The sequence below is a fragment of the uncultured Cloacibacillus sp. genome (assembly GCF_963926575.1).
GTDB classification, from domain to species: Bacteria; Synergistota; Synergistia; order Synergistales; family Synergistaceae; genus Caccocola; species Caccocola faecigallinarum.
In genome coordinates this window covers 273,442-287,267 of sequence record NZ_CAWUXW010000005.1, presented here as the reverse complement: position 1 = coordinate 287,267, position 13,826 = coordinate 273,442, and the positions used below count along the sequence as shown (strand labels likewise).

The following is a 13,826-nucleotide window of genomic DNA, read 5'->3' as shown; positions in this document are numbered from 1 at the left end:
GAAAGACGGCCCCGCGCGCGGAGCCGTCCGTTTGCTGCAAAGCTTTGGAAATTTTTGCTTCTATATATAAAACGCCGCGGCCTGCCTAGAAGAGCTTCTTCTTCCACAGCAGCCACGTCGCGGCGAGCGTCAGCGTGACCGCAACGCAGCCGACGATGACGAAACCCGCGGGGTTGTCCGTCCACGGCACGGGGACGTTCATGCCCCAGAAGCTCGAGACCATCGTCGGAATCGCCATGACTATCGTTATCGAGGCGAGCACCTTCATGACTATGTTAAGGTTGTTCGAGATGACGGAGGCGAAGGCGTCCATCATGCCCGCGAGAACGTCCGTCTGAATCTGCGCCATCTCTATCGCCTGGTCGTATTCTATGCGCACGTCGTCCAAGAGGTCCTCGTCCTCCTCGCGGAACTTAATGAGATGGCTCACCTGCGAGTTGGAGCAGAGGCGCAGCAGACGCTCGACGACGACCTTGTTCGAGCGCAGGGACATGGAGTAGTAGGTAAGACCCTTCTGGAGGTCGAGGAGCTGAAAAAGCTCCGCGTTCTTCATCGACTGGCGAAGGTCCTGTTCTATCTGGTCGGAGCGCCGCGTCATCTGGCGCAGGTCCTTCAGGAAGAGCATCGCAGAGCGGTAGAGTATCTGGAAAAGGAAGCGCGTCCTCTTCCACGTGTTGAAGTAGCGGAAGCGCGACTCCGAAAAATTCTGAATGACGTCGTTGTGTTCCTGACAGACGGTGACGAAGTAGTCCGGCGTGATGATTATGCCGAGCGGCAAGGTGTCGTACTCGGAGATGTTGCTGTCGTGGTTGACCGGAACGTTGATAAGGACGAGGATGTGATTGTCTTCTATCTCTATACGCGAGGATTCCTCGGGGTCGAGCGCCGAGCGGACGAAGTCCTGCGGCGCGCCCGTGATGTCTTCTACCTCGTTGAGCTCGTCCGCCGTCGGACGGATGAGCGAGATCCACGCGCCGGACTCGATGTTCTCCGGCTTCAGCTCGACGAGCTGCGTTTCTGTCGTCTTGATTATCTTGAGCATTGAATTCCCTCCATACCCGGTTCATCCCGGGCATGGAACGGCCCGGGAAAGGCTAGCTGCGAATTGTGCGTGATTGTCCTACAGGTTCAGGACTGGGGCCGCTTGCGTCCATACAGAAAATTTCTCCTTCGTAGAATTTATAAGGCCGTTAAACCGGCACAATAAAAGTTTAGTCGCTTAACGTAACGCGGTCAAGCCGCTTTCGTAACAATAGGCGGCGGTTCGCTTTAGGCGATTCCGTCGAAGCGGATTATCGTTATATATTTCTTGCCCCGTTCGTTAAGCGCGGCGTCTATCCGCTCTTTAATCTCCTTTTTCTTTTCTATCATCGAGTAGGGGACGCCGAGGTCGAAGACAAGCTTCGACTGCGCCGAGCCGCGCACGATGCGGAAGTCGTGAATGGAGAAGGCCGGATTCAGCTCGCGGATTATCTCGCCGACGGTCCGGCGCATCTCGTTCTGCTCCGCGTCGTTCTGCACGACGGGGTCGTAATGGATGACGAAGTGGACGTTCATCTTTTCCAGCACGTCGCACTCTATGTCGTCGATTATGTCGTGGCAGGCCATCGGGTCCTCGTCGGCGCTCAGCTCCACGTGCGCAGAGGCGTAGCAGCGTCCGGGGCCGTAGTCGTGGACGAGCAGGTCGTGGACGCCGAGGACTTTTTCGTGGGAGAGCACCAGCTCCGTGATTTTGTCCACCAGTTCATCGTCGGCCTGCTGCCCGAGCAGCGGCGAGATTGTGTCCTTCGCGATGCCCACGCTGGAATACAGAATGAAAATCGCGACGGCGAGGCCGACGCAGCCGTCGATGTTGAGGCCGAAAAGGTAATTCACGAGGCAGCCCAGCAGGACGGCGCAGGTGGAGATTACGTCGTTCCGGCTGTCGACCGAGGTCGCGTAGAGCGCGGTCGAATTTATTTTCTTCCCGAGCGTCTTGTAGAATCCCGACATCCATAGCTTCACAGCGACGGAGGCGGCGAGCAGAGCTATCGTCGCCGCCGAGATGTCGATAGGCTCCGGGTTTATAATCTTGGCTATGGACGACTTCACAAGCTCCGCGCCGATGAGCAGAATCAGCGCCGCCACGGCGAGGCCGGAGAGGTACTCGTAGCGCGCGTGGCCGTAAGGGTGCTGCTTGTCGGCGGGGCGCTGCGCCATGCGGAAGCCGAGCAGCGTCGTGAGGGACGACGCCGCGTCCGACAGGTTGTTCACGCCGTCCGCGATGATGGCCATCGAGCCGACGAGCAGGCCGATGACCAGCTTTAACACCGTCAGCAGACAGTTGCAGACGATGCCGGTCAGCCCCGCCAGCTTCCCGATTGATGAACGGACAGCGGGATTCTGGGTATCGTCGCAGTTTTTTATAAAAAGCTTCAAAAGAATGTTCGTCATATTTTCGTCTCTCCTCCGACTATCGCTGCGGGCGCTGCATAAAAAAGCCCGCGAGATCGTCAAACGGTCCCGCGGGCGCTGCGTCCTTTCCCGCTGCCGGGTTGTCGTCCCGGCCCGGCCCCACGGCCCGGAAGGGCCGTCGCCTGCTCCATGTTCAATTATCGGGGATTATATTTGAAACATTTGCGCGCTGTCAAGGCGCGTCCCGCCGGTTCGGGCGCTTATGATAAAATACGGGTCGTACATATGCGCAAGGCCCGGAGGTAAAAATAAAATGAAAAAGATAATTTCAGCCGTTCTTCTGCTCTTTGCCGCGGCGCTCTCATTTTCCGCGCCGGCGGAGGCGCGCGAATACAGCGCGGCGAACCCGCCGAAGCCGGGCGAGCGTGCGCGGGCCGTGCTGCGCGCGCTCAACGCGTCGCAGAATCCCGTCTATCTGAAATACAGGACGCGCACGGAAGAGGGAAGCGCGACCGTGACCTTCGCCTCGAGCGGCGGCATGGCCTACACGGACGTCGAATCTCCGGGCGGGCGCATAAGCACGCTCTACGACGCTAGGACGCAGAACGTCACGATAATCTCGCACGATACGAAAAGCTACGTCGTCGCGCCCTCCGCGCCAGCCGTCGTGCCGTTTGAAGAGACGCTCGAGCGCGCCGCAGGCGGCGGAGGGTTTAAGGCATCGTCGGGCAGCGGGAAGATAAACGGCGCGCGTTACGACTTCGACAAAATCGTCTGGGAGGACGGGACGGAGGAGACGCTTTACTTCCTGCCGATGACCGACACGCTCAAATGGTGGCGCGTGAACGACGAGCTCTCCGAGGTGCTCGAATACGGAAGCCGCGGCGTGAAGGACGAATTTTTCAGAATCCCAGCGGGCTACAAAGAGACGAAGCTCCCGATGTAGCGCGCGGCGCGTGATATTTATAAAAGAAACATCTTCTTCGCCGCCGCGCTTGTGATATAATGCCATTCGCGTGTGCCCGTGCGCGCGCGAAAAACGCAGATTTATGCTGTGACATCAGTAATGAAATACAAAGGAAGATGATTAGGAATGCTGCGTCACGTTCTGCCCCTCGTCATGCTCTTGGTCTCCAACGTCTTCATGACCTACGCATGGTACGGACATCTGAAATACCTCGCCGCGAAGCCCGTCATGTTCGCGGTGCTCATAAGCTGGGGCATAGCCTTTCTCGAATACTGCTTCCAGGTCCCCGCGAACCGCATCGGCAGCACCGTCTACACGCTCCCGCAGCTCAAAATAATCCAGGAAGTCATAACGATGACCGTCTTCGCCGCCTTCTCCTACTTCGTAATGAAAGAGCGGCTCACGATGAACTACCTCTACGCCGCGCTCTGCATGGTCGGCGCGGTCTTCTTCATATTCAGAGGAAATTAGAGAAAAGCCCGATAAAAAACAGCCGCCGCACATCGTCGAACGTGCGGCGGCTGTTCTGCGTTATGCGGTCAGCTCGTCGAAGCTCGTGATAAACACGCCGCGCGGCGACGAAAGCAGCTTTCGCACAGCCATCAGCACGCCGCCCGTGAAAACCCCGCTTGAAAAGTCGTCCACATTTATCGTTATAACTTCATCTTTGCGTGCGAGCCTTATCGTATGCCCCGAAAACGGCCCCGGATACGAAAGCCTCTCGGCAAAAACCTGCGTTCCGCCGATATTCGCGCCGAGCGCGCCGTCGTAGGTCTCCTTGCTTCGAATCGTTCCCGCTTCGCGCTCGGACAAAATTCCCGCCAGCATCGCCGCTGTACCGCTCGGCGCGTTGCCCATCTCCGCGGGATGGCGGTCCGTCACCGAGGCGTAGGGGTAATACTCGCGCGCCTCGCGCAGGAACTTGGCGACGAGGTTTATCCCGAGCGCGTAATTCGGCAGCGCCGACCAGCGCAGCCCCTGCGCTGCCGCGCGCGCGCCGAGCTCCGCAAGCTTGTCCGGCTTCAGCCCCGTCGTCCCTATCACCGCGTCCGCGCCGAGCCGCAGATAACATTCGAGATTGTCCTCCATCACGGCCGCCGCCGAAAACTCCACGACGACGTCCGGCTTCGACGCCGCGACGCCCTCCTCGAGCGAAGCCGACGCCGCGACGCCCAGCGGCGCGATTCCCGCGAGCGTCCCCAAATCCTTGCCCGCTTCGAGACACCATCCTCCCGCGAGCTCAAACTCGCCGCCAGCAGCAATCTCGCGCACGAGCGCCTTGCCGACGTTGCCCGACGCGCCCGAAAGAAAAATCCTCGCCATAGAAAACCAGCCTCCTTTTTAAGCGCGGCCTGCGCCGCGAAGCTCGAGCCTCATATCGACGTGCGGCACGCCCGCGTCGTCGTAAGGCTCCGAAATCTCGACAAAACCGAAAGAGCGGTAAAACTCCCTTAAATAAACCTGCGCGCCTATCGTCAGCGCGCAGTCCCCGAACTCTGCGCGCGCGAGCTCAATCGCCCGCGCCATCATATTGCGCGCAAGCCCGCGCCCGCGGATGGCCGGCGCGACGGCCACGCGCCCGAGCGACGGCGTCTCGAAAGTCGCGCCCGCCGGAAGCACGCGCATAGACGCGGCGAGCGCATCCCCATCGTAGGCGAAAACATGCAGCGCACAGAAATCCGCGCCGTCCACGTCGTTATAGGGCGAACTCTGCTCCGCGACGAAAACCTCGCTCCGCATCCTCAAAATATCATAAAGCTCCTGCTTCGTAAGCTCGTCGAAAGTCTTTACCTGCCACTCCATAGGTATGCTCCCCTCTCGTAAAATCGCGCCACGCCCGACAGCACTGCGGAAGCTATGGCGCGCGCCGCCTCATCCGGCGAAATTCCGTCCGCCGGCACAACCTCGCCGAAGGCGTCGAACTCGCGCCTTCGCGCAAGGCTTCGCTCAACGATTCCGCTGTCGCGCAGCCCTCTCTCAACGTCGCGCGAAAGCCTGCGCGTAAGCTCCGCCTCCGAAACGTCGAGAGTAAAAAGAAAAAATCTCGCGCCCGATAAATCCAGCCGCGCCAGCAAGTCATCGACAACGGCACGCTTGTGCATCACCCAGCAAAAAATAACATTGCCGCGCCCGTCGAAGGCGAGATAGCTGTTAAGAAGAAAGGCGATATTGCGCAGGACGAGCGCGCGCTCCGCCGCGCCGGGTGCAAACGGCTCCATATCCCAGCACCAATCGCCGTCGAGGAAAAACGACGGCGCGAGAATTTTTTTAAGCTTGCGCGATACGGCGCTCTTGCCCGCGCCCATCGTCCCGTTTATAAAGATCAAATTCTTCACCGCGTTCAGCCTCCGTCCCGCAAGCTAATCATAACACCGCAGAGCGCGCGCAAAGTAGTAATTTCAGGAAAAATAAAAATTTTTAATCTCGTCGCCGCGCGGAAAAACGCAAAAAACCTCCTCGCACGATGCCGTGCGTCCTATAAAAAAACGCTTGACGTATTCGAGGGCGCGTAATATACTCTCTCTCGTTGCGCCGCGGGAGGGCGGTCTTGAGGGAAACTTCGGGGCGGGCCTGAAAGAGAGCGGCGAGGCACCATGACAAGGGAATACAGAGGAGCGAGACGGAAGCGGAAGCGGAAAGCGAGCGGGGCGCGGGAGCGCCGAAGCGAGCGGAGCGGAAGCGGAAGTTGAGAAGGTAAAAAGAACAGACGTGCAACTTGAGCGGGCGACTGGTTCATTCAAAAAGAGTGGATAAGTTGAAGCGAAACAGGAATCAAACGGAGAGTTTGATCCTGGCTCAGGACGAACGCTGGCGGCGTGCCTAACACATGCAAGTCGAACGGGGTTATATAAGAAGCTTGCTTTGAATATAACCAAGTGGCGGACGGGTGAGTAACGCGTGAGGACCTGTCTCCGGCAGGGGGACAACATTTGGAAACGGATGCTAATACCGCATAAGCCGAGAGGTGAAAGGAGCAATCCGGCAGGAGAGGGACTCGCGTTCTATCAGCTAGTAGGCGGGGTAAAGGCCCACCTAGGCGAAGACGGATAGCCGGACTGAGAGGTCGACCGGCCACACTGGAACTGAGACACGGTCCAGACTCCTACGGGAGGCAGCAGTGGGGAATATTGGGCAATGGGGGCAACCCTGACCCAGCGACGCCGCGTGGGTGAAGAAATCCCTCGGGATGTAAAGCCCTGTTGTGTGGGAAGAACAATGACGGTACCACACGAGGAAGCCCCGGCAAACTACGTGCCAGCAGCCGCGGTAATACGTAGGGGGCGAGCGTTGTTCGGAATTACTGGGCGTAAAGCGCACGCAGGCGGTTCGTTAAGTCTGCTGTCAAAGGCTGAGGCTCAACCTCAGTTCTACAACAGATACTGGCGGACTAGAGTATGTGAGAGGGAAGTGGAATTCCCGGTGTAGCGGTGAAATGCGTAGATATCGGGAGGAACACCAGTGGCGAAGGCGGCTTCCTGGCACACTACTGACGCTCATGTGCGAAAGCCAGGGCAGCGAACGGGATTAGATACCCCGGTAGTCCTGGCCGTAAACGATGGATACTGGGTGTGGGGCAAGCAGTTGTTCCGTGCCGTAGTTAACGCGTTAAGTATCCCGCCTGGGGACTACGGTCGCAAGACTGAAACTCAAAGGAATTGACGGGGGCCCGCACAAGCGGTGGAGCACGTGGTTTAATTCGATGCAAACCGAAGAACCTTACCTGGGTTTGACATACACGTGGTATTGAAGTGAAAGCGGATAGACTCTAGCTTGCTAGAGAGCGTGAACAGGTGCTGCATGGCTGTCGTCAGCTCGTGTCGTGAGATGTTGGGTTAAGTCCCGCAACGAGCGCAACCCCTATTGCCAGTTGCTAACAGGTGGAGCTGAGCACTCTGGCGAGACTGCCGCCGACAAGGCGGAGGAAGGTGGGGATGACGTCAAGTCATCATGGCCTATATGCCCAGGGCGACACACGTGCTACAATGGCCGGCACAGAAGGCAGCTTACGCGCGAGCGTTGGCGAATCCTCCAAAGCCGGTCCCAGTTCGGATTGTAGTCTGCAACTCGACTACATGAAGCCGGAATCGCTAGTAATCGCAGATCAGCCAAGCTGCGGTGAATACGTTCCCGGGCCTTGTACACACCGCCCGTCACACCACCCGAGTTGGGGGCACCCAAAGCCGCAGGCTCAACCTGCAAAGGAGAGATGCGTCTAAGGTGCGCCGAGTAAGGGGGGTGAAGTCGTAACAAGGTAGCCGTACCGGAAGGTGCGGCTGGATCACCTCCTTTCTAAGGAGCGGCACAAGATGCCGTAAAAGAATTTATCGCAACCGGCTCAAGAAAAAGCGCAAGCTAAAACACGGCTGTGACAAAAACCTTCAGCTCCTCATTCCCTAGTCGTAAGAACCATGACAAAAGACTTGGTATAAAGCAAAACAATTTAGGAAAACCTGAATTGAAGAAAGCTTTAGAGAAAAAAGTCCATAAAGGATTTATGAGGTTAAGGTACACATAGCACGAGGGGAATGCCTTGGCGCTGAATGCCGACGAAAGACGCAGCAAGCTGCGAAAAGCCGCGGAGAGGAGCAAGCATCCATTGACCCGCGGATCTCTGAATGGGGCAACCTTCATGGGGCAACCTGTGAGCCTTTTAAAAAGGCGGCAACCGGGAGAAGTGAAACATCTCAGTACCCCGAGGAAAAGAAATCGTAAGAGATACCCCAAGTAGTGGTGAGCGAAAGGGGAAAAGCCCAAACCTGAGCCGTGCCAAGCCCGCAAGCGTTGCGGCACAGGGGTTGTGGGAGCTTCCAGTAAGGGATGCGGCCCTTACACAGAGTTACAAAGTTTTTCATTAACCGAACAGAGTTGGAAAATCTGGCCAAAGAAAGTGAAAGCCTTGTAAGTGAAAATGAAAAACCTCTGGGGAGCCACCCAAGTAATGCGGAGCACGTGCAATTCCGTACGAATCCGGGCCGACCACGGTCCAAGGCTAAACACATTCAGCGACCGATAGAGAAACAGTACCGAGAGGGAAAGGTGAAAAGCACCCCTGGCGGGGAGTGAAATAGACCTGAAACCTCGTGCTAACAAGCAGATGGAGCTCTTTTTAGAGTGACATCGTGCCTCTTGGAAAATGAGCCGTCGAGTTATAGTACGTGGCAAAGTTAAAAACTACAAGGTTTGAAGCTGCAGCGAAAGCGAGTCTGAACAGGGCGCAAGTCTCGTACTATAGACCCGAAGCCATACGATCTATCCATGTCCAGATTGAAGACCGGGTAACACCGGTTGGAGGATCGAACCACAGCCTGTTGAAAAAGGCCTGGATGAGGTGTGGATAGGAGTGAAAAGCTAATCGAGTATGGTGATAGCTGGTTCTCCCCGAAATGCATTGAGGTGCAGCCTCAATCTAAGAACGCAGGGGGTAAAGCACTGACTAGGTAAGGGGGCGGTCCCGCCTACCGAGCTTAATCAAACTAAGAATACCTGCGCATCATGATTGGGAGTGAGACTGCGAGTGCGAAGATCCGTAGTCGAAAGGGAAACAGCCCAGCCCGACAGCTAAGGTCCCAAAGCCCATGCTAAGTGTTACAAGGATGTGGGGATGCCCAGACAGCCAGGAGGTTGGCTCAGAAGCAGCCACCCTTGAAAGAGTGCGTAACAGCTCACTGGTCGAGCGTCCCTGCGCCAAAAATGTGGGGGGCTAAGCATGGCGCCGAAGCTTCGGATTCAACGGAGAATTTCGTTGACTGGTAGGGGAGCGTTCCATAAGGGACGAAGCAGTCTTGTAAGGGACTGTGGACATTATGGAAGTGAGAATGACGGCATGAGTAGCGCAAAGTGTGCGTAAAACACACTCACCGTAAACCCAAGGATTCCTGGGGAAGGTTCATCCGCCCAGGGTTAGGCGGGCCCTAAGGCGAGGCCGAAAGGCGTAGCCGATGGACAGCAGGTAGACAATCCTGCCCTTCGATAAATCGTTTGACAAATGTGGCGACGCAGAAAGCTATGCACGCCGGGTGATGGACGTCCCGGTACAAAGCCGTAGGGAGAAAGAAGAGGCAAATCCCTTCTTTCGGGTTCCTGAGAGCTGATGTGGAAGAATCTAATTCGAGAAGGTGCAAAAGCTCGGCTGCCGAGAAAAACCTCTATGGAGATTTATCGAACCCGTACTTCAAACCGACGCAGGTGGGTTGGCTTAGCAAGCTAAGGTGAACGGGATAACTATTGTTAAGGAACTCTGCAAGTTGACTCCGTAACTTCGGGAGAAGGAGTGGCTGGCGGCGTTAAGGATTTACTCTGTAAGCGCTGTCGGTTCGCAGAAACCAGGCTCAGGCGACTGTTTAACTAAAACACAGGACTCTGCTCAAGGCGCAAGCCGAAGTATAGGGTCTGACACCTGCCCGGTGCTGGAAGGTTAAAGGGAGAAGTTAGACTTCGGTCGAAGCTTTGAACTGAAGCCCCAGTAAACGGCGGCCGTAACTATAACGGTCCTAAGGTAGCGAAATTCCTTGTCGGGTAAGTTCCGACCTGCACGAAAGGTGTAACGATCTGAGCGCTGTCTCGACAGTAGACCCGGTGAAATTGTGGTACTGGTAAAGACGCCAGTTACCCGCAGTAGGACGGAAAGACCCCGTGGAGCTTTACTGTAACTTGATATTGGATTTCGGTAAGGTATGTATAGGATAGGTGGGAGACATTGAAATATGGTCGCCAGACTATATGGAGTCGCCCTTGGAATACCACCCTTACCTTGCTGGGATTCTAACCGCGAGCGTTGAAGCACGACGCGGGACATTGTCAGGCGGGCAGTTTGACTGGGGCGGTCGCCTCCCAAAGAGTAACGGAGGCGCGCGAAGGTCACCTCAGGGTGAATGGAAAACACCCAGAGAGCGTAAGGGTATAAGGTGGCTTAACTGTGAGACAGACATGTCGAGCAGAAACGAAAGTTGGTCCTAGTGATCCGGTGGTCCTGAGTGGAAAGGCCATCGCTCATCGGATAAAAGCTACCCCGGGGATAACAGGCTGATGCCGCCCGAGAGTTCCTATCGACGGCGGCGTTTGGCACCTCGATGTCGGCTCATCGCATCCTGGGGCTGAAGCAGGTCCCAAGGGTTGGTCTGTTCGCCCATTAAAGCGGTACGTGAGCTGGGTTCAGAACGTCGTGAGACAGTTCGGTCCCTATCCACTGTGGGCGCAAGGTATTTGAAAGGAACTGTCCCTAGTACGAGAGGACCGGGATGGACGAACCGCTAGTGAACCAGTTGTTCTGCCAGGAGCACACGCTGGGTAGCCATGTTCGGATCGGATAACCGCTGAAGGCATCTAAGCGGGAAGCCGGCCTTGAGATGAGATACCTCATTACATAAGTAGATAAGGCGTCCGGCAGACGACCGGATAGATAGGTTGGGGGTGTAAGAGGGTAACGCCCTTTGAGCCGACCAATACTAATACGCCGAAGCCTTAACCTCATAAATCCTTTGCGGACATCTAAAGCGAAGGCTTTATACCGCACGACCGAATAGACGATATATAACAGAGTCTAAGAGGTTGAGAAAAAATTTCCGGTGCTCATAGAGAGGTGGACACACCCAGCTCCATGCCGAACCTGGCAGTTAAGCACCTCATCGCCGATGGTACTGCGGAGGGTATTCGTGGGAGAGTAGGCCGGCGCCGGATTTAGTTGAAGCAGAAGGGGAGGACTTAAGTCCTCCCCTTCTGCTTTATATATACATGCCTGCGTCCGGCTAGAATCCCGCGAACCGTGGGACGGCCAGGGAGCCAATTTGCCGCATGTTTCTTGCGGCAAATTGTGCGATTCGGCCGGTTTCTTCACCAGAGTAGGCCGGCGCCGGATTTAATTTGAGAGAGAGGGAAGTCGTTAGGACGAGCCTGTGAAGTTCTTTCTGTAAGTTATCCAAGACTGCCGCTGCTGTGGCAGTTGATTTTGATGTGGCGGCGTCTTTTCGCCAGACGCCGTCACGTTTCTACTATAGGGTATAGGCCGCTAAGCGTCAATTTCTCAATTTGACGCCGGTATCGTTTTTTAGCATGAAGTCACGGCTACTCAGGCAGCCTCCCCTCGTACATTATCGACAGTTCTCCGTATATTTTGCCCCAGTCGCGTATTGGAAGCCTCCATTTCTTCGTGGCTTCCATTGTGGCGAGGTACAGCGCCTTGAGTAAAGACTGGTCTCCGGGAAATGAACTGCGCTGGCTGTTCAGACGCCGGTATATGGAATTCAGGCTCTCTATGGCGTTCGTCGTATATATGACGCGTCTTGTCTCTGACGAAAATTTGAAGATTGGAGATATGGCGTCCCAGTTCTTGTACCACGATTTCATCGAGTTAGGATATTTCTGCTGCCATTTCTCAGCGGCTCGGTCAAGCTCGCCAAGGGCGAGTTCTTCGCTGGGTGCGCCGTATATCCTGCGGAGGTCGTTCGCGAACGCCTTGCGGTCTTTGTCGCTTACATATTTCAGCGTGTTCCTGACTTGATGTACAATGCATCTTTGATATTCGGTCTGCGGGAAGGCCGCCTCTATGGCATCCTTGATGCCGGTAAGGCCGTTGGCACAGACGATAAGGATGTCTTTTACGCCTCGGTTCTTAAGCTCGTTAAGGATAGAAAGCCAGTACTTCGCGCTCTCGTTCTCCCCAATGTAGATGCCAAGAACGTCCTTGTGTCCGCTCGCAGATATGCCTAGAACAATATACGCAGCCTTCCTGCGTACGCCTACCTCGTCCCTTACAGCGTAGTGAATTGCGTCGATGAAGACTACCGGATATACATCTTCGAGCGGACGTGACTGCCATTCCTGTATCTTAGGCAGAAGCTTATCAGTAACGTCTGAAATGAATCCCTCTGACACCTCAAAGCCGTATATATCCATGATAGTGTCGGAAATATTGCGTGTCGTCATTCCTCGTGCGTACATGGCGATTATCTTCTGCTCGATGGCGTTGATATCCTTCTACGGCAGACGCCCCCGCATACTGCGCCGGCTGAGGATATTTTTGAATGCGCTCCGCGCAGCCGGCTTGTAATGTCCCTTCTTCACAACCTTTGGTTCAAAGGCTGAGTCTCGATCCTGAGGAACGTCTATAGTGATGCTGCCAGCGCTGCTCATGATTTCCTTTGATTTGTATCCGTTACGGCTGTCGGGGTTGTCTGAATGTTTATACTTCTCGTACCCAAGATGCTCGTTCATTTCCTCTTCGAGCATATCCTTGATGGTGTCTCCGAGAAGGTCCTTGACGGCATCTTGGAGATCCGCCGCCGTCTTGATATCGTACATACCGACGAAATTGCGGAGGAACTTGCGCTTTTCCGGGCTCATCTCGGAACGGCGCTGCCGCCTGGTTTTCTTAGGCTCATCTGAAGAACTCTGCTGTTTGCTGATGCGTGACATAATAAACCATCCTCCTAGCAAGTCTACCATAGCAGGGTGGGATGGATTTCAACTTACAGAATTCTGTTCACACTCTCGTTAGGGACTTCCCTCTCTCTCTTTTTGTACATGTGCTTCTGTGTCTCATAATGGCTTCTCCGCGTCTCTTAACCATGCACCCCAGAACTGTTTACGTCACCGGTGCTTGTCTTTCATAAATTGCACCGCGCGACGATTATCTCTCGCGCCGCTTATGATTATTTTGATACAATATAAGACGGCCACGGCTTCGTGGAACGGCTGTGACTGCCGTATGTCTGGTGATTTGATACTCTGTCTACTCTGTCAAGGAAAATGTGAGGAGGCATTGCCATGCTTTATTTAACGGAATATATCGGCGGCAGCGCCGTGCGCGAATGTTATGTGCATCCCCTTGATAGAAATCTGTGTGTCAAAGTTGTCAAACATAAGGCAGACCTGCCGGAGCTGACGCGAGAGATTAGTGTCGCTAAGCTCCTCGCTCCTTATCTGAAAGATTATATAGTTCGTTATGACGGCGGACTTGTTGAAACGGATAAAGGCCCAGGCTTGGTGTGTGAGCTTGTCCGGAATGAGGATGACGGTGAACTTGCTTTGTCGCTGGCACAATATCAGGAGCGTTTCGGCGCGGAGAATGTCGAGCCTGAGCTGCGAAAGGTGCTGGAATCTCTCATTCGCGATAATCTTTTCTTTTATGATTTCAATAGGAGTAATTTTGTCGTAAAGCGTATGGCGTCAGGTGCGAAGAAAGTCGTCTTCATAGATCTGAAGGGATTCCATAAAAATCACTATATGGGGTTTCTGAAGATGGAGCGTTTTATCGCGCCGCTTGCGCGCAATATTATGTTTCGCAGGATGAGGACTCTTTATCGCGAGCTTAATCTCAACGTATTTCCTCTTGATTCCCTCTGCCGCGAGAAGATGTTCAGCTCTTTCTGGGTGGATGTGAAGCTTTGAGGTATTGCCGCGTTTTTGTTATGTTATGAGGAACGGCGTCCGATTTGCGGACGCCGTTCTTTTATATGCCACGGGTGTC

Annotated in this window: 8 protein-coding genes, 3 rRNA genes, 1 pseudogene and 1 riboswitch; of the genes and pseudogenes, 6 read left to right on the top strand and 6 right to left on the bottom strand. The window is 55.1% G+C overall.

Annotated features, from left to right (window positions below; translation table 11 throughout):
* Positions 1 to 85: 85 nt before the first annotated feature.
* Together ABGT66_RS12650 and ABGT66_RS12645 are read right to left on the bottom strand one after the other, a co-directional pair.
* Positions 86 to 1,042 carry a magnesium transporter CorA family protein gene (locus tag ABGT66_RS12650; RefSeq protein ID WP_294192346.1) on the bottom strand — a complete coding sequence of 319 codons (957 nt, stop codon included), beginning with the start codon at positions 1,040 to 1,042 and terminating at the stop codon, positions 86 to 88.
* Positions 1,043 to 1,269: 227 nt separating this feature from the next.
* The gene (locus tag ABGT66_RS12645; RefSeq protein WP_346691087.1) at positions 1,270 to 2,433 is read right to left on the bottom strand and encodes a cation diffusion facilitator family transporter; all 1,164 of its coding nucleotides are present in this window, start codon (positions 2,431 to 2,433) and stop codon (positions 1,270 to 1,272) included.
* A gap of 62 nt (positions 2,434 to 2,495) precedes the next feature.
* Positions 2,496 to 2,594: riboswitch (NiCo riboswitch) on the bottom strand.
* A gap of 113 nt (positions 2,595 to 2,707) precedes the next feature.
* On the opposite strand from ABGT66_RS12645, the gene ABGT66_RS12640 reads away from it, so the two are divergent.
* Both ABGT66_RS12640 and ABGT66_RS12635 read left to right on the top strand, forming a co-directional pair.
* A complete protein-coding gene (locus ABGT66_RS12640; protein ID WP_346691086.1) occupies positions 2,708 to 3,340 on the top strand; it encodes a hypothetical protein in 633 nt (210 codons plus the stop codon).
* A 147-nt stretch (positions 3,341 to 3,487) separates the two neighbouring features.
* On the top strand, positions 3,488 to 3,832 hold the full coding sequence (locus tag ABGT66_RS12635) for a DMT family protein (protein ID WP_300264539.1): 345 nt from the start codon (positions 3,488 to 3,490) through the stop codon (positions 3,830 to 3,832).
* A 60-nt stretch (positions 3,833 to 3,892) separates the two neighbouring features.
* Here the strand turns inward: ABGT66_RS12635 and ABGT66_RS12630 are convergent, their stop codons facing one another.
* The 3 genes from ABGT66_RS12630 to ABGT66_RS12620 are packed head-to-tail and all read right to left on the bottom strand — an operon-like array spanning position 3,893 to position 5,697.
* Positions 3,893 to 4,684 carry a dihydrodipicolinate reductase C-terminal domain-containing protein gene (locus ABGT66_RS12630; RefSeq protein ID WP_346691085.1) on the bottom strand — a complete coding sequence of 264 codons (792 nt, stop codon included), beginning with the start codon at positions 4,682 to 4,684 and terminating at the stop codon, positions 3,893 to 3,895.
* 18 nt (positions 4,685 to 4,702) lie between these two features.
* Positions 4,703 to 5,164 (bottom strand): GNAT family N-acetyltransferase, encoded by a 462-nt coding sequence (locus ABGT66_RS12625; protein ID WP_346691083.1) that lies wholly within the window; start codon positions 5,162 to 5,164, stop codon positions 4,703 to 4,705.
* Complete coding sequence (locus ABGT66_RS12620; protein WP_346691081.1) at positions 5,149 to 5,697, bottom strand: AAA family ATPase; 549 nt, start codon at positions 5,695 to 5,697, stop codon at positions 5,149 to 5,151. The genes ABGT66_RS12625 and ABGT66_RS12620 overlap by 16 nt, the downstream gene beginning before the upstream one ends.
* Positions 5,698 to 6,134: 437 nt before the next feature.
* Between ABGT66_RS12620 and ABGT66_RS12615 the strand changes: the two genes are divergently transcribed.
* The 3 genes from ABGT66_RS12615 to rrf all read left to right on the top strand — a co-directional run bounded on the left by ABGT66_RS12615 (position 6,135) and on the right by rrf (position 11,038).
* A 16S ribosomal RNA gene (locus ABGT66_RS12615) occupies positions 6,135 to 7,651 on the top strand.
* A 209-nt stretch (positions 7,652 to 7,860) separates the two neighbouring features.
* A 23S ribosomal RNA gene (locus tag ABGT66_RS12610) occupies positions 7,861 to 10,830 on the top strand.
* A 92-nt stretch (positions 10,831 to 10,922) separates the two neighbouring features.
* Positions 10,923 to 11,038 (top strand): 5S ribosomal RNA (rrf, locus tag ABGT66_RS12605).
* Together the 16S, 23S and 5S rRNA genes form the textbook arrangement of a ribosomal RNA operon.
* A 384-nt stretch (positions 11,039 to 11,422) precedes the next feature.
* On the opposite strand, the pseudogene ABGT66_RS12600 reads toward rrf, so the two are convergent.
* A pseudogene (locus ABGT66_RS12600) lies at positions 11,423 to 12,700 on the bottom strand (IS256 family transposase).
* Positions 12,701 to 13,123: 423 nt separating this feature from the next.
* Between ABGT66_RS12600 and ABGT66_RS12595 the strand changes: the two are divergent.
* Positions 13,124 to 13,747, top strand: coding sequence for a YrbL family protein (locus tag ABGT66_RS12595; protein WP_346691080.1), 624 nt, complete (start codon positions 13,124 to 13,126; stop codon positions 13,745 to 13,747).
* The last annotated feature ends 79 nt before the right edge of the window (positions 13,748 to 13,826 follow it).

Coding starts and splice junctions, on each gene's coding strand:
- ABGT66_RS12645 (WP_346691087.1), bottom strand. CDS start 2,433: ATGACGAACATTCTTTTGAAGCTTTTTATAAAAAACTGCGACGATACC.
- ABGT66_RS12650 (WP_294192346.1), bottom strand. CDS start 1,042: ATGCTCAAGATAATCAAGACGACAGAAACGCAGCTCGTCGAGCTGAAG.
- ABGT66_RS12635 (WP_300264539.1), top strand. CDS start 3,488: ATGCTGCGTCACGTTCTGCCCCTCGTCATGCTCTTGGTCTCCAACGTC.
- ABGT66_RS12595 (WP_346691080.1), top strand. CDS start 13,124: ATGCTTTATTTAACGGAATATATCGGCGGCAGCGCCGTGCGCGAATGT.
- ABGT66_RS12630 (WP_346691085.1), bottom strand. CDS start 4,684: ATGGCGAGGATTTTTCTTTCGGGCGCGTCGGGCAACGTCGGCAAGGCG.
- ABGT66_RS12640 (WP_346691086.1), top strand. CDS start 2,708: ATGAAAAAGATAATTTCAGCCGTTCTTCTGCTCTTTGCCGCGGCGCTC.
- ABGT66_RS12625 (WP_346691083.1), bottom strand. CDS start 5,164: ATGGAGTGGCAGGTAAAGACTTTCGACGAGCTTACGAAGCAGGAGCTT.